The organism is Streptomyces sp. NRRL F-2580, from assembly GCF_000720115.1.
Lineage (GTDB): Bacteria > Actinomycetota > Actinomycetes > Streptomycetales > Streptomycetaceae > Streptomyces.
The window spans coordinates 147163-165055 of record NZ_JOIR01000004.1; the positions used below are offsets into that span (position 1 = coordinate 147163).

The window sequence follows — 17893 nt, forward strand, 5'->3', positions numbered from 1 at the left end:
CTCCAGACGGCGCAGCAGCACGAGGATGCCGCCGTGGAAGGCAAGCCGGTCGTCGAGATTGGCGAGCGGAGCCACATGGGCGGCGTGCTCGGCCAGGATCTCCAGTCCGCGCGACTCGTTGCCGGTGAGCGCGCAGAATTCGATGTGCTTGCCGACCGACGGCAGCAGGCTCTCGTTGCCGCGGGCCATGCGGTAGCCGCGCACATGGTTCGAGCGCGCCTCGTCGGCCCGGCCGAGCCGCAGCAGCGGCAACAGCGAGGTGGCCAGGACCCGGTGCGGCTCCTCGGCGCAGACCAGATCGCCCGTGAGCACCGGCTTCCACAGCTCCAGCGCCTCGGCGTCATCGCCCTGCACGACGGCGTACTGGCCCTGGCCGTTGAGCTCGCAGGCCTGGCAGTCGCTCATGTCGTCGCGTTCCGCGGCCAGCCAGCGCCGGAAGGCCCGCTCGGCGCGCTCGTCGTCGCCGATCGCATGGGCGAGCCACAGCTCGGCCTCGCGTACGGGCCGCTCGCTGTAGCCCGCGATCTTGTAGCGGCGCTCCATCTCGTCCAGCCAGCCGACGGCCGACTCCAGCGGGATCCCGGGAGAGTCCGAGATGGCCGAGGCCACCCACTTGAACTGCCAGAACAGCGAGTGCGCGTCCCATTCGCCGAAGGCGCCCGGGTCCTGGTCGTACTCCTGGAGCAGCCGCGCGAAGGGCACCAGCATCTTCGACGACTCGGAGCTGTAGAGATACGCGTTGATCAGGTTGTCCAGGGCCTCGCGGAACAGCGCACGGTCGCCGTTCGCCTCGGCCGCACCGGCCAGGGCCTCGGCGTGCGCGTTGCGCGCCGCGCCGTTCGGCGCTTCGCGGTTCTCCGCCAGACCCCGCACGATCTCCTCGCGCGTCAGCGTCGTCACTTCTGGTCCTCCTGGGCATCGCGGGCATCGGTGGAGTGCGTCGCCCATTCCAGGAGTCCGAGGAAGGCCCGGTTGAGCAGGGTGGAGTCGGCGGGGCGCAGCGGCCGCTGCGACATCAGCAGGGCCTGCCCGTACAGCGATTCGACGGCGGTGCCGGTCAGCGCCTCGTCGGGAAGGGCGGCGATCCGCCGGATCAGGGGATTGTTGTGGTTGAGGACCAGCCGGGCGCGCGGCGCGGAGCCCCGCAGCGCGCCGAGGATGCCGCTCCACAGGGAGTCGGCGCTCTCCAGCGCGGCGGTGCGGTCGCGCTCTTGGCGGGCCTGGCGGTCGTCGAGGTAGAGCGCGGGGACGGCGACGGGTTGGAAGGCGCGCAGCACCACGTCGCAGCCCTGGGGCTCCAGGCGGGTGCGCGCGGTGGCCAGGAAGGCGGCGAGTTCCAGTTCGGCTGCGGTCGGCACCGGGTCCAGCCGCTCGGTGACGGCTCCGGCGTCCAGCTCGGTGATCTTGAGGTCAGGCCGCACGGCGGGCAGCAGGGCCAGTAGGTCCGCGTCGTAGGTGTAGCCGGCGTTGATGACCCCGAGCCCGTGGGCGGCGGCGATCGGTGCGATCTGGCGGAACTCCTCGACGGTGCGCGTGAAGTGGATGTCCGTGTGGGCGGCCGCGAACTCCTGCAGGCTCATCGAGCCGTCGCTGGTCTCGAAGGGCAGCCACGGCAGCATCAGCCCGAGCAGTTCGGAGTCGTGCCGGGCCATGGACTTCACACCGAGGTGGTGGACGCGCAGGAAGGCGGCCAGGCGGTCCGGTTCGCTCGCGGCGAGCTCGGCGAGCCAGCCGCGGACGCGGGCGCCGAGCGCCTCCCGTACGGCGGCCAGGGTCTCGTCGTCGTAGAGGTTCTCCCGGGAGGCGGTGGGCCGCAGGGTGTCCGTGTCGAGGACGGCGCGGACGAAGAAGGCCCAGTCCGGCAGCAGGTTGTCGGCCCGGTCGGTCAGCAGCATGCCCTTGAGGTGGACGCGGTGTCCGGCCCGGTGGGCGGGGCTGGTCGGCTCCGGAAGGACGTACGCCACCCCGCGCACGCCGGCGACCGGCAGGTCGAGGTCGATGCTGTCGAGCGGGGTGAAGCCGAAGAGCTGCGCGCAGTGCCCGGCGAGCGCGACGCGGCGGGCGGCGGGGGTGGGGAAGGGCCGGTCCCATACGGCGGGGCGGTCGGTGACGGGGCGCGGCTCGCCGCCCTCGCCGTCGTCGAAGGTGATGGCGTACGGCAGGAGGGAGCCGTAGTCGCGGGCCAGTTCCTCGACCGTCGCCGGGGCGGTCCATTCCGCGGCGCCCGGGCGGGCTTCGAGGACGACGGTGGTACCGGGCTCCGGGCGTGCCTCGTGGGGCAGTTCGCGGACGGTGTACGAACCGTCGTCCGTGGCGAGCCATTCCACGGGCGCGGCATCGGGGTCGCGGGCGGAGCGGGTGACGACGCGGATCTGGCGGGCCACGACGAAGCACGCGAGCAGCCCGATGCCGAACTGGCCGAGGAACTCACGGCGGGTGGCTTCCAGACCGTGCTCGGCGATGGAGCCGTCGCCTCCGCGCTTTGAGCTGCGGCCGATGGTGGCGAGCAGGGAATGGGCCTCGTCGGCGGTCAGGCCGATGCCGCTGTCCTCGATGGTCACGCGGCCGCCGGACGCCGACAGCCGGATGCGGACCTCGGTTTCCGGGTCGAGGGCGTGGCGGGCGGTGACCGCGTCCACGGCGTTCTGCAGGAGCTCGCGGACGTAGACGCGCGGGCTGGAGTAGAGGTGGTGGGAGAGGAGATCCACCAGGCCGCGCAGATCGACCTGGAAATTGTGGGGTGCGGACGTCATAGGGCGTCACCTCGCGTACATGCAGGGATGGATCGGTGATCGCGAGGTGCCCCCCTCACGGATCCCGGAGTGGGACACACATTAGGGGGATGGTCCGACAATCTCAGCGTGAATTCCCGCCCTTGGGAGTGCCTCCGGAACCGCCGCTGAAAGCCCTGCCGGGCGCGCTGCCGGAAGCTACTGGAAACGCAGGAACTGCGGCGGTACCGCGTCCACCAGCCACACCCCGTTGGCGCTGATCCGGAAGACGTGACCGGCCGCACGCATCGCACCCGCGTCCACGGCGAGCACGACGGGCCGCCCGCGCCGCGCGCCGACGCGGGTCGCGGTCTCCCGGTCCGGGGACAGGTGCACGTGGTGGCGGGTCATCGGGCGCAGGCCCTCGGCGCGGATCGCGTCCAGGGCGGCGGCGACGGTGCCGTGGTAGAGGTACGCGGGCGGCTCGGCCTCCGGAAGGTCCAGGTCCACGGCGACGGTGTGCCCCTGGTTCGCCCGGATCCGGGTGCCCTCGACGGCGAACCGTTGCTTGTCGTTGGCGGCGACGACGTGGTCGAGTTCGGCGCGGCTGAAGTGGAATCCGTGGGCGGCGGCCGCCTCCAGCAGATCGTCGATCTCCACCCAGCCCTGGGGATCGAGCACCAGTCCGATCCGTTCCGGCTGGTGCCGCAGGTGTTTCGAGACGTACTTCGACACCTTCACGGTGCGTCTTTCATCCATGGCCCCAGCGTGCCCGCTCGGGCGGTCTTCCGGCAGGGATTTTCGGTGCGGCCCGATGGTGGACACCCTCTATCGCCATTCCAAGATGCGGAATACATTTTCCGCTGCCACTTCTGCTCAGGGGGAGAAACCATGACAGCCCATGCCTCTCTGCCACGCCGTGCGGCTGCCGAGCTGATCGGGACCGCCGGCCTGCTCGTGGTCGTGATCGGCTCCGGACTCCAGGCCGCCGAGCTCAGCCGGGACACCGGGGTCGCCCTCATCGCCAACTCGCTCGCCTCGGCCATCGGCCTCGGGCTGATCATCACCCTCTTCGGGCCGCTGTCCGGCGCCCACCTCAACCCGGTGGTCACCCTCACCTCCTGGTGGGCCCGGCGCACCGGCGGTGAGGGGCTCGGCGGCCGGGAGGCATTCGTCTACACCGTGGCCCAGACCGCGGGCGCCATCGGCGGCGCCCTCCTCGCGGAGACCATGTTCGGCCGGACCCCGGGCACTTTCTCCACCCAGGTGCGCGACGGCGGGCACCTGCTCATCGGCGAGGTGGTCGCCACCGCCGGTCTCGTCCTCGTGATCCAGGGCCTCGGGCGGATCGGGCGCCCCCGGCTCGTCCCGGCGGCGGTCGCGGCGTACATCGCCGCCGCGATCTGGTTCACCTCCTCCGGGTCCTTCGCCAACCCGGCCGGCACGATCGGGCGCAGCTTCAGCGATTCCTTCACCGGCATCGCCCCGCAGTCGCTGCCCGGATTCGTCGCCGCCCAGTTGATCGGCGGGATCCTCGGCCTGGCCCTGGCCGCCCTGCTGTACGGGAAGGGGAACCCCAGCGGGAACGGCAGCGGAAGCGGGAACGGGGCCTCGCGGACCGCGAAGCCGGTGCCGGTCGAGACCGCCGTGCCGGCGTCCCTGCCCGGCACCGGGCCGGCGGACGGCGCGAGCCCCACGAAGGCGGCGTACGAGCCCGTCGACTGAGGCGCCGCCTCAGTTGCCCACAGGAAAAGGGGAGTTGTCCACAGCCGTTTGGGCGGGTTTTGACGGCAAATGCATGACCCGCCCTGTGGACTACCGGCCGGGCTCGGCCCGGCGCGCCAGATCGTTCATGGTCCGGGCCTGGAGCTCCCGCTCCGTCGCGGCCCGGACGAACTCCGCCACGTGGTCGGGGCCCACCAGATCCTGCACCGCCCGTACCGTCCCGGCCGGCAGCGCCACCGGCGAGGGCCCCGACGGCTGGGGCGTGCCCGCCGCCCCCAGGTGCCGCTGCAGATGCCGGGTCGCGAAGAGCCGCATCGCCCGCGCCAGCTCCGCGTCCACGGTCTGCTGGGCGAGCGGGCGCAGCCGCCGCACCATCGTCGCCGCCTTCGCCGCGTCCGCGTCCGTGGGCGGCACCTGCCCGAGGTAGCGCGCGAAGACGTGCTCGGTGGTGAACTCCAGGAACCGCGAGGCGATGTGCTCCACCTGCCCGCGCAGTTCCCGCAGGTGTCCGGTGATCGCCGGCAGCGGCACCCCGGCCGCGTACAGCTCGGCGGCAACCGCCAGCTCCTGTGGGGAGGGCACCAGGAACTGGTCCGGGCGCCCCGGGATCCGCTCCAGGACCCCCAGCTCGCAGGCCTCGCCCACCGCCTCGTCGTCCGGCCGGCCGCCGAACCGCTCGTTCAGCTCCTCCCGGCTGATCCGGGCGGCCTCCTCGTCGGTCCAGGGCCCGTGCACCTCGGCGACCAGCCCCAGTACGCCGCCCAGGCCGCGTCCCGCGTCCCAGGCCTCCAGCAACTCCTTGATGGAGGCCAGGGTGTAGCCGCGGTCGAGCAGGTCCGCGATCTGGCGCAGCCGCGCCAGGTGCGTGTCCCGGTAGACGTTGGAACGGCCGCGCCGCTCCGGCTTCGGCAGCAGCCCGCGGTCCTGGTACGCCCGGATCGTGCGCACCGTCGCCCCGCTGTGGTGCGCCAGATCCTCGATCCGGTACTCGGCTACCGCCTGATCGGACAATCCCGGCTCCCTACGACATCGCGGCTGGGCCGACCGCGCCGCCCGGCGCCGGCCGGGCGGCAGGTGAAGCCGCGAGGTGCTCGACCGCCCTGCGCAGCGAGCCCTCCTGCGAGGGATGGTACGACCGCCGGAAGGAGCGGGGTATGGCCGTGCCGGGCTCTGTCCACCACGAGCCCCCGCTCACAGCTTCGGCTCCAGCCTCGCGAGGCGCCGCAGGACGCGTGGGGCGTGGCGGGACATCCACAGGGCGCCCTTGGACTCGGGAGTCACCGGGACGACGGCCTCGTTGCGGACCACGGCGCGCAGGATGGCGTCGGCGACCTTCTCCGGCGGGAAGTTGCGCAGCCCGTACAGCCGCGAGGAGCGTTCCTGGCGGCGCTTCTCCTCGGCCTCGTCCACCCCGGCGAAGCGCGACGTGGCGGTGATGTTGGTGTTGACGATGCCGGGGCAGATCGCGGAGACACCGATCGACTTCGACGCCAGTTCCGCGCGCAGGCACTCCGACAGCATCAGCACCGCGGCCTTCGAGGTGCTGTAGGCGGGCAGGGTCCTGGAGGGCAGGTAGGCCGCGGCGGAGGCGGTGTTGACGATGTGCCCGCCCTGGCCGCGCTCGGCCATCTGCCTGCCGAAGATCCGGCAGCCGTGGATGACGCCCCACAGATTGACGTCCAGGACCTTCTTCCAGTCCTCGGCCGTCGTGTCGAGGAAGGCTCCGGACAGGCCGATCCCGGCGTTGTTGACCAGGACGTCCACGATGCCGTACTCGGCTGCGACCTTCGCCGCGAGCTTCTCCATCGCCTGCTCGTCGCTGACGTCCACGCACTCGGCCCAGGCCTCGGCGGCGCCCACGAGCCGGGCCATGTCGGCCGTGCGCGCCGCGCCCTCGGCGTCGCGGTCGACGGCCACCACCCGGGCCCCGGCCTCGGCGAACGCGAAGGCGGTGGCCCGGCCGATACCGCTGGCCGCACCGGTGACGAGGACCAGCTGGCCGCCGAAGCGGTCGGCGTACGGGCCCGGCGCCTTGAGCTCCGGTGCCCGCGTGGCCGGTTCCTCCCGGGCGGTGACGAACTCGCCGATCCAGGCGGCCAGCTGGTCCGGCCGGGTCCTGGGCACCCAGTGCTTGGCGGGCAGCGTGCGCCGCAGCAGGTCCGGGGCCCAGTGCTCCAGGCCGTCGTAGAGCCGCTCGGACAGGAACGCGTCCCCGGTCGGGGTGATCAGCTGCACGGGTGCGTGGGCGTACGCGTCGGGGCGCGGCCGGCGCAGCCGCGCCCGCACGTTGTCGCGGTAGAGCCAGGCGCCGTGCGCCGCGTCCGAAGGCAGCGAGGCCGTCGGGTACGAGCCGGCCGGAACCTTCTCGACGCGCTGGAGGATCGACGGCCACCGCTTGCCGAGCGGTCCGCGCCAGGCGAGTTCCGGCAGCACGGGGGTGTGCAGCATGTAGACGTACCAGGACTTGGCGCCCTGGCCGAGCAACTGCCCGGCCGCGCGCGGGGTCGGCCGCGTCATCCGCTTCTTGATCCAGTGCCCGAAGTGGTCGAGGGAGGGACCGGAAATCGAGGTGAAGGAGGCGATCCGGCCCTCGGTACGGCGGACCGTCGCGAACTCCCAGCCCTGTACGGAGCCCCAGTCGTGGCCGACCAGGTGCACGGGCCGGTCCGGGCTGACCGCGTCCGCCACCGCCAGGAAGTCGTCGGTCAGCTTCTCCAGGGTGAAACCGCCGCGCAGCGGCTGCGGCGCGGTGGAGCGCCCGTGGCCGCGTACGTCGTAGAGCACCACGTGGAAGCGGGCGGCGAGCCGCTCGGCGACCTCCGACCAGACCTCTTTGCTGTCCGGGTAACCGTGCACCAGCAGCACGGTCGGGCGGTCCGCCTCGCCGAGCTCGACGACGCACAGCTCGATCCCTCCGGTGCTCACCCAGCGCTCGCGCGCACCCGCCGGCCCCGCCACTCCTGCTCCGCTCATCCCGCTCATGCCGCTCATGCTGCCTTCTCCTCGGCCCAGCGCCGCACGTGCGGCAAGTCGTCGTCCAGCCAGAACGCGCTCTCCTCGGGATCCCGGGAGTCGGTGACGACCAGGATCTCCTCGAACTTCGCGCCGGTACCCCGGAAGCCCAGGTGCGGCTCCACCGCCCACAGTCCGGGCTGCGGCGGATGGTCGGAGAAGTGGTACGGACTCCACAGCGGGGACCAGCCCTCGCGATGACCGTGCAGGGCGTCACCGGCCAGCCCCTTGAGGGACTGGGTGCCGAACCCGAAGGCGGTCGGGGACCAGCGCCGCTCCTTGACCCGGTCGATCTTGTGCGCGATCACGCCGAACGGATAGGCCCGGTGCCGGTTGGCGTACCCCTGCCGGGTCATCAGCCGCTCGACGTTCTCGTAGATCTCGCGCAGGGAGCGGCGCTCGCGCACCTGCTCCAGGATCAGTACGCGATGGGCTTGGAGGTCGGCCATCAGCCGGTCCTGCACCGGATTCAGTCCGAGGCTGCCCGAGTAGCCGATGTCGGCCGCGTAGCCCTTGAAGACCGGTGCCATGTCGAGGATGAACGGCATCCCCGGCTCCAGCTTCCGGTGGGTCGGGAAGAACTGCAGCGGGATCTTGAAGTTCGCGAAGGCGGTGCGGTCCCCGAACCAGGCGAAGGGCAGGTGGAACCAGTCCCGTACGCCGCGGTCGCGCAGCCACTGGCGCTGCATGCGCGCCGCCTCGCGCTCGGTCACGCCTGGCCGCAGCTGGGCCGCGACGGCCTCGGCGCACTCGTACGAGAGGCGCTGCACCTCTCTGAACCCGCCCAGATCGGCGGAGAGTCGTCCGGAGAGTCGCGCGGTGCGTTGCTTGGTGTCCCCAGCCATGTCAGCCCGTCCATCCGTCTAGCCGTACGCGCCCGTAACTTGACACTGATGAATGTGACAATGACCGGAGATCACGTCAAGGGTCGTGCACAGACCTGTGGATAAAGTTGTCCGGTCCACATCAGCCTCCAGTACGGGTACGTACGCCTCAAGGCGGAGACGGGATCCCACTCAAGGTCTGACGCTTCGCGAGAGCCGCGCCACTAACGTCGAGCCCGTGACTGTCATCGCGACCGAAAGCCTGAGCAAGCGGTACCCCCGAGTGACCGCCCTCGACCGGCTCTCCCTGGACATCGGGCCTGGTGTGACCGGCCTCGTGGGTGCCAACGGAGCCGGCAAGTCCACGCTGATCAAAATTCTGCTGGGACTGTCCCCCGCCACCGAGGGCAGCGCCGCCGTGCTCGGCCTCGACGTCAAAACGCATGGCAGTGCCATCCGTGAACGCGTCGGGTACATGCCCGAGCACGACTGCCTGCCACCCGACGTCTCGGCCACCGAGTTCGTCGTCCACATGGCGCGCATGTCCGGGCTGCCGCCGACCGCGGCCCGCGAGCGCACCGCCGACACCCTGCGCCACGTCGGGCTGTACGAGGAGCGCTACCGTCCCATCGGCGGCTACTCCACCGGCATGAAGCAGCGCGTCAAGCTCGCCCAGGCACTCGTCCACGACCCCCAGCTGGTGCTCCTCGACGAGCCGACCAACGGCCTGGACCCGGTCGGCCGTGACGAGATGCTCGGCCTGATCCGCCGCGTCTACACGGACTTCGGCATCTCCGTCCTGGTCACCTCCCACCTCCTCGGAGAGCTGGAGCGGACCTGCGACCACGTGGTGGTCGTCGACGGCGGCAAGCTGCTGCGCTCCAGCTCCACCAGCGACTTCACCCAGATCACCACGACCCTCGCGGTCGAGGTCACCGACTCCGACGCCCACCCGGACGGCACCGCCGCCCTGCGCAAGGCGCTCACCGAGGTGGGCGTCGTCCTGCACGAGGGCAGCGAGCAAGGCCTGCCCGGCGCCGGCCACATCCTCCTCGTCGAGGCCTCCGGCGAGGACACCTACGACACCGTCCGCGACACGGTCGCCGATCTCGGCATCGGCCTGGTCCGCATGGAGCAGCGCCGCCACCACATCGCGGAGGTCTTCCGCGACAGCGATCGGTCCGCGCACTCCGTCCAGCAGAAGGGAGCCGGTTCCGATGGCGCCTGAGACCTCCACCCAGATCCACAACATCGGCTACCGGTCCTACGACGGCCCCCGGCTCGGCCGTGCCTACGCCCGCAAGTCGCTGTTCTCGCAGTCCCTGCGCGGCGCCTACGGACTCGGCCGCTCGGCCAAGTCCAAGGTCCTGCCGATGATCCTCTTCGCGGTGATGTGCGTTCCCGCACTGATCATCGTCGCGGTAGCCATCGCGGTGCCCGGCTCCACCGACCTGCCGATCAAGTACACGACGTACGCCCTGACCACCCAGGTGATCATCGGCCTCTTCCTCGCGTCCCAGGCGCCGCAGTCCGTCTCCCGGGACCTGCGCTTCAAGACGGTGCCGCTCTACTTCTCGCGGCCCATCGAACGCGTCGACTACGTCGTGGCCAAGTACGCGGCCATGGCCTCGGCGCTGTTCATCCTCACCGCGACCCCGCTGCTGATCATGTGGATCGGCTCGCTCCTGGCGAAGTTCGACTTCGCCCACCAGACCAAGGGATTCGGGCAGGGACTCGTGTCGGTTCTGCTGCTGTCGCTGCTCTTCTCCGGCCTCGGCCTGGTCATGGCCGCGCTCACCCCGCGCCGCGGCTTCGGCGTCGCCGCGATCATCGCGGTGCTCCTGATTCCGTTCGGCGCGGTGACCGCGGTCCAGGGGATCGCCTACAGCACGGGGAACGCCGGAGCCATCGAGTGGATGGGCCTGTTCTCCCCGATCACCCTCATCGACGGCGTACAGACCGCGTTCCTCGACGCGACCTCCGCCTTCCCCGGCGGCGAGGGTCCCTCGGCCGGCGTCGGTGCCGTCTACCTGCTCGTCGCCCTCGGCCTCATCGCCGGCTCCTACGCCGCCCTGATGGCCCGCTACCGGAAGGCCGGGCTGTGACCACCATCGACATCGACCACACCTCCCGCTGGTTCGGGAACGTCGTCGCCGTCAACGACGTGACCATGAGCATCGGACCCGGTGTCACCGGGCTCCTGGGTCCCAACGGCGCGGGCAAGTCCACCCTCATCAACATGATGGGCGGCTTCCTCGCCCCCTCCACGGGCACCGTCACCCTCGACGGCGCGCCGATCTGGCAGAACGAGCAGGTCTACAAGCAGATCGGCGTCGTGCCCGAGCGCGAGGCGATGTACGACTTCCTCACCGGCCGGGAGTTCGTCGTCGCCAACGCCGAGCTGCACGGCCTCGACGACGCGGACGCCCAGCGGGCCCTCGCCACCGTCGAGATGGAGTACGCCCAGGACCGCAAGATCTCCACGTACTCCAAGGGCATGCGCCAGCGCGTGAAGATGGCGTCCGCCCTCGTCCACAACCCGTCCGTGCTGCTCCTGGACGAGCCGTTCAACGGGATGGACCCGCGCCAGCGCATGCAGCTGATGGATCTGCTGCGGCGCATGGGCGACGAGGGACGCACCGTCCTGTTCTCCTCCCACATCCTGGAGGAGGTCGAGCAGCTCGCCTCGCACATCGAGGTGGTCGTCGCCGGCCGGCACGCGGCTTCCGGTGACTTCCGCAAGATCCGCCGCCTGATGACGGACCGCCCGCACCGCTATCTCGTCCGCTCCTCTGACGACAGGGCGCTCGCGGCGGCCCTGATCGCCGACCCCTCCACGGCCGGTATCGAGGTCGACCTGAAGGAGGGCGCGCTGCGCATCCAGGCCGTCGACTTCGGCCGCTTCACGGAGCTGCTGCCCCGTGTGGCTCGCGCGCACGGCATCCGGCTGATGACGGTCTCGCCATCCGACGAGTCCCTTGAGTCGGTCTTCTCCTACCTCGTCTCGGCCTGAAAGGAGCTGGCACCCATGTACGACCCCACCGTTGCCCGGCTCACCTACCGGGCCCTGCTCGGTCGGCGGCGCGCACTGATCCTCTTCGCGCTGCCCGCCCTGCTGATCGTCATCGCCCTCGCCGTCCGTGCCTTCGCCGGTGTGGACGACAAGGTCGCCGCGGACCTCCTCGGGGGCTTCGCCCTCGCCACCATGGTTCCGCTGATCGGCGTCATCGCCGGCACCGGCGCCATCGGCCCGGAGATCGACGACGGCTCGATCGTCTACCTGCTCTCCAAGCCGCTGAAGCGCCCGACGATCATCATGACCAAGCTGATCGTGGCGATCGCCGTCACCATGGCCTTCTCCGCGATCCCCACCCTGATCGCCGGTTTCATCCTCAACGGCAACGGCCAGCAGATCGCCGTCGCCTACACGATCGCCGCCCTCGTGGCCTCGATCGCCTACAGCGCGCTGTTCCTGCTGCTCGGCACCGTCAGCCGGCACGCGGTTGTCTTCGGTCTGGTCTACGCCCTGATCTGGGAGTCGCTCTTCGGCAGCCTGGTCTCCGGCGCCAAGACCCTCAGCGTCCAGCAGTGGGCCCTGGCGCTGGCCGAGAAGGTCGCCGGTGACGGGTACGTCGACGCCACCGTGGGCCTTCCCACCGCCGCGGTCCTGCTCTCCGTGGTCACGGTCGGCGCCACCGTCTACGCGGGCCAGAAGCTGCGCCGCCTCACCCTGGCGGGCGAGGAGTAAGTCCCGCCGCAGCACCTGCGAACCAGTGCCCCGCCCGGCCCACCGGCCAGGCGGGGCACAGCTTTGCGGGTCATCATCGGTGCATGATCGAGCACAGCGAGCCGGAGCCGTCCAGGCCCCTGCGGTCCTGGATACGTTCTTCTCCGGGGACGCACATCTGGCTGCTGATCATCGCCGTCACCAGCATCGTCGTCGTGATCGCGCCCGACCGCGTCGAGCACGTCCTGCTCCACCGCAACAGCAGCAACATCCACCAGCTCGTCCAACACCCCATACGGGCGCTCCTGAGCAGCGCGTTCTGGATCGAGAACCCGGCCTCGCTCGCTCTCTACGCCGTCCTCTTCGAGCTGTTCTACGCGCCCGTCGAACGCTGGCTCGGTACCCAGCGCTGGCTCCTGATCGTGGCGAGCGCGCACATCATCGCCACCCTGGTCAGCCAGAGGGTCCTGCTGATGGCCATCGAGGACCACCGGGCCCCGCGCAGCATGACCCATGTCGTCGACATCGGCGTCAGCTACGGGCTGGCGGCGGCCGTCGGTGTCCTCACCTACCGGCTCCCCAGCCCCTGGCGGTGGTTCTACCTGGCCGGAGCGGTCGCCTTCTTCGGGCTCCCTCTCGCCACCGGCGGCACCTTCACCGACCTCGGCCACGCCATCGCGCTCTCCGTCGGCCTGCTCGCCTGGCCGCTCACCCGCCACGATGTTTCACGTGAAACACGACCCCGTTTCACGTGAAACGCGACGACCTTCGCGATGCGCGTCTTGGCCGTCCCCGCGGCAGGACGGTTGACGGTCATGCGTCGACCTACGCGCCCGCGCCGTCGGATTCACGGCTGATGCGCGGAAATTCGCTGGTACGCGACTTCCGCCCGGGGCAGAGTGAGTTGTGCGGGGAGCAACAAAAGGTCCGGGACAGCCACTTCGAGCGCGCCTCGCGGCGCGGGCTGTCCCGGACCTCTCGTACGTCCCTACCGGCTACGCGGCGCCCAGCAGACGCTCCAGCACCACCGCGATGCCGTCCTCCTCGTTGGAGGCCGTCACCTCGTCGGCCACCGTCTTGAGCTCCGCATGGGCATTGGCCATGGCCACACCGTGCGCGGCCCAGCCGAACATCGGGATGTCGTTGGGCATGTCACCGAAGGCGATCGTCTCCGCCGCCTTCACCCCCAGTCGGCGCGCGGCCAGCGACAGGCCTGTGGCCTTGGTCAGGCCGAGCGGCAGTATCTCGACGATGCCCGGACCCGCCATGACGATGTCGACCAGGCTGCCGACGGTCTCCCGGGCAGCCTTGACGAGCGCGTCTTCGTCCAGCTCGGGGTGCTGGATGTAGAGCTTGTTCAGCGGGGCCGTCCACACCGCGGCGGTGTCCTCCAGGTAGAGGGCCGGGAGGCCCTCCTGCACCTGGTAACCGGGCCCGAACAGGACCTCGCCGTCCACCCCGTCCCGGCTGGCCGCCAGAGCCAGCGGTCCGATCTCGGCCTCCAGCTTCGCCAGCGCGAGACCGGCCAGCTGCCGGTCCAGCGTCACCGAGGTCAGCAGCCGGTGCGCACCCGCGTCGTACACCTGCGCGCCCTGCCCGCAGACGGCGATCCCCTTGTAGCCGAGATCGTCCAGCACGTGCCGGGTCCACGGCACGGCACGGCCGGTGACGATGATGTGCGCCGCGCCCGCCGCGGTGGCCGCGACGAGCGCTTCACGGGTACGTTCCGAGACGGTGTCGTCACCACGCAGCAGCGTGCCGTCGAGATCGGTGGCGACGAGCTTGTACGGGAACGGGGCCGGGCTCACTTGTTGATCGGCTCCAGGACCTCGCGGCCACCGAGGTAGGGGCGCAGTGCCTGGGGCACCCGTACCGAACCGTCGGCCTGCTGGTGGTTCTCGAGGATCGCCACGATCGTGCGCGGAACGGCGCACAGGGTGCCGTTCAGAGTGGACAGCGGCTGGGTCTTCTTGCCGTCGCGGTAGCGGATCGACAGGCGGCGGGCCTGGAAGCCGTCACAGTTCGAGGCGGAGGTCAGCTCGCGGTACTTGCCCTGGGTAGGGATCCACGCCTCGCAGTCGAACTTGCGCGAGGCGGAGGCACCGAGGTCACCGGTGGCGACATCGATCACCTGGAACGGCAGCTCCAGGCTGGTCAGCCACTGCTTCTCCCACTCCAGGAGCCGCTGGTGCTCGGCCTCGGCCTCCTCCGGCGCGACGTACGAGAACATCTCGACCTTGTCGAACTGGTGGACGCGGAAGATGCCGCGGGTGTCCTTGCCGTACGTACCGGCCTCGCGGCGGAAGCACGGCGAGAAGCCGGCGTACCGCAGCGGCAGCTTCTCGGCGTCGATGATCTCGTCCATGTGGTACGCGGCGAGCGGCACCTCGGAGGTGCCGACCAGGTAGTAGTCGTCCTTCTCCAGGTGGTAGACGTTCTCCGCGGCCTGGCCGAGGAAGCCGGTGCCCTCCATGGCGCGCGGACGGACCAGCGCCGGGGTCAGCATCGGGATGAAGCCGGCCTCGGTGGCCTGTGCGATGGCCGCGTTGACCAGCGCCAGCTCCAGCAGGGCGCCCACACCGGTCAGGTAGTAGAAGCGCGAGCCCGAGACCTTGGCCCCGCGCTCGACGTCGATGGCGCCGAGCGATTCGCCGAGCTCAAGGTGGTCCTTGGGCTCGAATCCCTCGGCGGCGAAGTCGCGGATGGTGCCGTGCGTCTCCAGGACGGTGAAGTCCTCCTCGCCGCCGACAGGGACGTCCTCGTGGACGATGTTGCCGAGCTGCAGGAGGAGCTGCTTGGCGGCCTCGTCGGCCTCGTTCTGCTCGGCCTCGGCGGCCTTGACGTCCTGCTTGAGCTGCTCGGCCTTCTTCAGCAGCTCGGCCCGCTCCTCGGGGGAGGCCTTCGGAATGAGCTTCCCGAGGGACTTCTGCTCATTGCGCAGTTCGTCGAAGCGCATGCCGGAGGACCTGCGGCGCTCGTCGGCGGAGAGCAGCGCGTCGACGAGGTCGACGTCCTCTCCACGGGCGCGCTGCGAGGCGCGGACACGGTCAGGGTCTTCACGGAGCAGCCGGAGGTCAATCACCCCTCCAGGCTACCGGGCGGGGCTTCCCGGGATCACATCGATATCACGCTGCGTGTCGCTATGTCCCAATTGCAACGAATGGATAAGTCTTGTTCGCTGACTGGAAGTGAACCTTCTCGGACCGTCAATAAAAGCGGTCCCATTCCCCGAAAAGGGGCACAATGCCGGCCGCCGGGCCGTCCCTGAGCAGGGCCGGAGGCCGTTCTTGTCCACAGGAATTGCAGCGGTCCGCATCTTATCCACAGGCTGTGTGCTGCATCTGTGGACACAGGAATAGATCATTCCTGATCGGCGGATGGCCGAGGTGAATCAGGGTTCAAACCACCCTCACACACTCATTCGGGTGGGAATGACTCGCCCCAAAGAGTTGATCCGCGATACAGGGGTGACACCGTTCACCTCCCGCTCCCCAGCGCGAAACCTGGGCCCCCCGACCGATTTGTCGACCTTGTCGTGCCGTTCTGTCGACTTGTCCCCAGGTCCCCATCTCGCCCTGTGGATAACTCTGTGGACAGTGGACGGGGCGGTGAACGAACCCCCTACGCCCGGCCGTCGAGGCAGCGAGTCAGCCAGTCGGAGGCGTCCGTGAAGTCACCGTCGGTGGTTCCGGCGCGAGGAGCCCGGACATCACTCTGAGCGACACCGGCGCGCGGATAGGACCCGAGGAAGCGGACCTGGGGACAAGTCCGCTTGAGGCCCATCAGCGCCTCGCTGACCCGGCGGTCGGAGATGTGGCCCTCGGCATCCACGGCGAAGCAGTAGTTGCCGATGCCCTGTCCCGTTGGACGGGACTGGATCAGCATCAGGTTGACCCCGCGGACCGCGAATTCCTGAAGGAGCTCCAGCAGCGCACCGGGGTGGTCGTCGCCCAGCCACAGCACGACGGAGGTCTTGTCGGCGCCGGTCGGGGCGGCGGGCCGCGCCGGACGTCCCACCAGCACGAAGCGGGTCTCGGCGTTCTCCGCGTCGTGGATCTCGGTGACCAGCGGGACGAGCCCGTAGGTGGCGGCGGCGAACTCGCCCGCGAAGGCGGCGTCGAAGCGGCCCTCCTGGACCAGCCGGGCGCCGTCGGCGTTCGAGGCGGCCGACTCCCACACCGCGTCGGGCAGGTTCGCCCGCAGCCAGTTGCGCACCTGCGGCTGGGCGACCGGGTGGCCGGTGACGGTCTTGACGTCCGACAGGGCGGTCCCGGGCCGCACGAGCAGGGCGAAGGCGATGGGCAGCAGCACCTCGCGGTAGATCATCAGCGGTTCGCCTGAAGCCAGCTCGTCGAGGGTGGCGGTGACCCCGCCCTCGACCGAGTTCTCGATCGGGACGAGTGCGGCGGCCGCCTCGCCGTTGCGCACGGCGTCCAGGGCGGCCGGGACCGACACCATCGGGATGAGCTCCCGGGTCGCGGCTTCCGGCAGGGTGCGCAGGGCGGCCTCGGTGAAAGTGCCCTCGGGACCGAGATACGTGAAGCGGGTGGCTGACATGTGATCAGCGTAATGCCGGGGCCGCGCCCACCGGGGTCCTGTTCATCCTTCGAGCAGCCGCTGCCCCACGTATTCGCCGTTGCGGGGGCCGGGCGGAACCGCGTACAGACCGCTGGACTCGTGCCGGATGAACTCCGACAGGGCGTCCCCGCGGTCCAGCTTGCGCTGGACGGGCACGAACCCCCGCAGCGGATCGGCCTGCCAGCAGATGAAGAGGAGTCCGGCGTCCGGGGCGCCGTCCGCGCCGATCCCGTCGTGGAAGGAGAAAGGACGCCGCAGCATGGCCGCCCCGCCGTTCTGCGCGGGGGCGGAGATCCGGGCGTGCGCGTTGGACGGGATCACCGGCTTGCCGTCCGCGCCGAGCTTGTCGAGCGCCATCTCGGTGGTCTCCGTACCGCCGGTCAGCGGCGCGCCGGTGGCCTTGGTACGGCCTATGACCTGCTCCTGCTGGGCGAGCGACTGCTTGTCCCAGTCGTCGAGCAGCATGCGGATGCGCCGTACGACGGCGTAGGAGCCCCCGGCCATCCACGCGTGCTCGGCCGGTCCCGGGCCCGCCGCGGGGACGAAGATCCGCTTGTCGAAGTCTGGCTGCGACGGCTTCGGATTGCCGGTGCCGTCGATCTGGCCCATGAGGTTGCGGGCGGTCATCGGGGTGCCGGTGGCTCCGGGAGACCGGTTGAAGCCGTTCATCTGCCAGCGGACGCGTGCGGCGTCCCCGGCGTCCTTCTGCAGCGCGCGCAGGGCGTGGAAGGCGACGAGTCCGTCGTTCGCACCGATCTGGACCCACAGGTCGCCGTTGCTGCGCTGGGCGTCGAGCCGGTCGGAGGAGAAGTTCGGCAGCGGATCGAGGGCGGCGGGGCGGCGGGCGGCGAGGCCGGTGCGCTCGAAGAAGGAGTGGCCGAAGCCGAATGTGACGGTGAGGGAGGACGGACCGGCATCCAGGGCGATACCGCTGTCGGAGGTCGCGGCGGTCTCGCCGGCCATGAGCCGCCGTGCCGTGTCCGACCAGCGTCGCAGCAGTGCGGAGGCCTCCGTCCGGCCCGCCCCGGGGGTGAGGTCGAAGGCGATGAGGTGCCCCTTGGCCTGCAGGGGCGTGATGATGCCGGCCTGGTGGTCTCCCTGGAAGGCCACCTTGGTGGCGCCGAGGGAGGACAGGCTTCCGGCAGTGCTCGGGGCGGGGGTCCCCGGGGCGGAGCCGCTCCCGGAGTCGGCGAGCGCGGAGTGCGCGAGGGCGCCGCCGGCGGCGCCGAGCGCGAGTCCGGCGGCGCCCGCGGCGCCGACGGTGCCCAGCAGCCGGCGCCGGGAGATCTCGATGTCGGGGTTGCTCTCGGTCACGC

Annotated in this window: 15 protein-coding genes; 6 read left to right on the plus strand and 9 right to left on the minus strand. The window is 70.6% G+C overall.

Features of this window, described 5'->3' with window-relative positions:
- Positions 1-896: 896 nt before the first annotated feature.
- Positions 897-2753, minus strand: a complete 1857-nt coding sequence (locus IF88_RS0105390) for an HSP90 family protein (protein ID WP_030707788.1) — start codon at positions 2751-2753, stop codon at positions 897-899.
- Positions 2754-2930: 177 nt separating this feature from the next.
- Positions 2931-3470 (minus strand): RNA 2'-phosphotransferase, encoded by a 540-nt coding sequence (locus tag IF88_RS0105395; RefSeq protein WP_030707790.1) that lies wholly within the window; start codon positions 3468-3470, stop codon positions 2931-2933.
- Between the two features lie 132 nt (positions 3471-3602).
- Between IF88_RS0105395 and IF88_RS40055 the strand changes: the two genes are divergently transcribed.
- Positions 3603-4436: an aquaporin gene (locus tag IF88_RS40055; protein WP_051836498.1), complete on the plus strand. Its 834-nt coding sequence runs from the start codon at positions 3603-3605 to the stop codon at positions 4434-4436.
- 90 nt (positions 4437-4526) lie between these two features.
- On the opposite strand, the gene IF88_RS0105405 is transcribed toward IF88_RS40055, so the two are convergent.
- The 3 genes from IF88_RS0105405 to IF88_RS0105415 all read right to left on the minus strand — a co-directional run bounded on the left by IF88_RS0105405 (position 4527) and on the right by IF88_RS0105415 (position 8293).
- Entirely contained in the window at positions 4527-5447 is a 921-nt protein-coding gene (locus tag IF88_RS0105405; protein WP_030707794.1) for a MerR family transcriptional regulator, read from the minus strand.
- 180 nt (positions 5448-5627) lie between these two features.
- The gene (locus IF88_RS0105410; RefSeq protein WP_234323443.1) at positions 5628-7427 is read right to left on the minus strand and encodes an SDR family oxidoreductase; all 1800 of its coding nucleotides are present in this window, start codon (positions 7425-7427) and stop codon (positions 5628-5630) included.
- Positions 7424-8293, minus strand: a complete 870-nt coding sequence (locus IF88_RS0105415) for a M24 family metallopeptidase (protein ID WP_030707800.1) — start codon at positions 8291-8293, stop codon at positions 7424-7426. The genes IF88_RS0105410 and IF88_RS0105415 overlap by 4 nt, the downstream gene beginning before the upstream one ends.
- Before the next feature lie 217 nt (positions 8294-8510).
- On the opposite strand from IF88_RS0105415, the gene IF88_RS0105420 reads away from it, so the two are divergent.
- From IF88_RS0105420 to IF88_RS0105440, 5 genes are all read left to right on the plus strand, one after another.
- A complete protein-coding gene (locus IF88_RS0105420; RefSeq protein WP_078892730.1) occupies positions 8511-9500 on the plus strand; it encodes an ABC transporter ATP-binding protein in 990 nt (329 codons plus the stop codon).
- The gene (locus IF88_RS0105425) at positions 9490-10377 is read left to right on the plus strand and encodes an ABC transporter permease (protein WP_030707804.1); all 888 of its coding nucleotides are present in this window, start codon (positions 9490-9492) and stop codon (positions 10375-10377) included. Before IF88_RS0105420 ends, IF88_RS0105425 begins: the two co-directional genes overlap by 11 nt.
- Positions 10374-11285 carry an ABC transporter ATP-binding protein gene (locus tag IF88_RS0105430; protein ID WP_030707806.1) on the plus strand — a complete coding sequence of 304 codons (912 nt, stop codon included), beginning with the start codon at positions 10374-10376 and terminating at the stop codon, positions 11283-11285. Before IF88_RS0105425 ends, IF88_RS0105430 begins: the two co-directional genes overlap by 4 nt.
- A gap of 15 nt (positions 11286-11300) precedes the next feature.
- A complete protein-coding gene (locus IF88_RS0105435; protein ID WP_030707808.1) occupies positions 11301-12020 on the plus strand; it encodes an ABC transporter permease in 720 nt (239 codons plus the stop codon).
- Positions 12021-12103: 83 nt separating this feature from the next.
- Entirely contained in the window at positions 12104-12754 is a 651-nt protein-coding gene (locus tag IF88_RS0105440) for a rhomboid-like protein (protein WP_030707810.1), read from the plus strand.
- 240 nt (positions 12755-12994) lie between these two features.
- On the opposite strand, the gene IF88_RS0105445 is transcribed toward IF88_RS0105440, so the two are convergent.
- The 4 genes from IF88_RS0105445 to efeB form a co-directional block, all read right to left on the minus strand.
- A complete protein-coding gene (locus IF88_RS0105445) occupies positions 12995-13807 on the minus strand; it encodes an HAD family hydrolase (RefSeq protein ID WP_030707812.1) in 813 nt (270 codons plus the stop codon).
- A complete protein-coding gene (serS, locus tag IF88_RS0105450) occupies positions 13804-15081 on the minus strand; it encodes a serine--tRNA ligase (RefSeq protein WP_030707814.1) in 1278 nt (425 codons plus the stop codon). The genes IF88_RS0105445 and serS overlap by 4 nt, the downstream gene beginning before the upstream one ends.
- Positions 15082-15620: 539 nt before the next feature.
- Entirely contained in the window at positions 15621-16556 is a 936-nt protein-coding gene (pheA, locus tag IF88_RS0105455; protein WP_030707821.1) for a prephenate dehydratase, read from the minus strand.
- A 42-nt stretch (positions 16557-16598) separates the two neighbouring features.
- Positions 16599-17891, minus strand: a complete 1293-nt coding sequence (gene efeB / locus IF88_RS0105460; protein WP_030707827.1) for an iron uptake transporter deferrochelatase/peroxidase subunit — start codon at positions 17889-17891, stop codon at positions 16599-16601.
- Positions 17892-17893 lie beyond the last annotated feature (2 nt).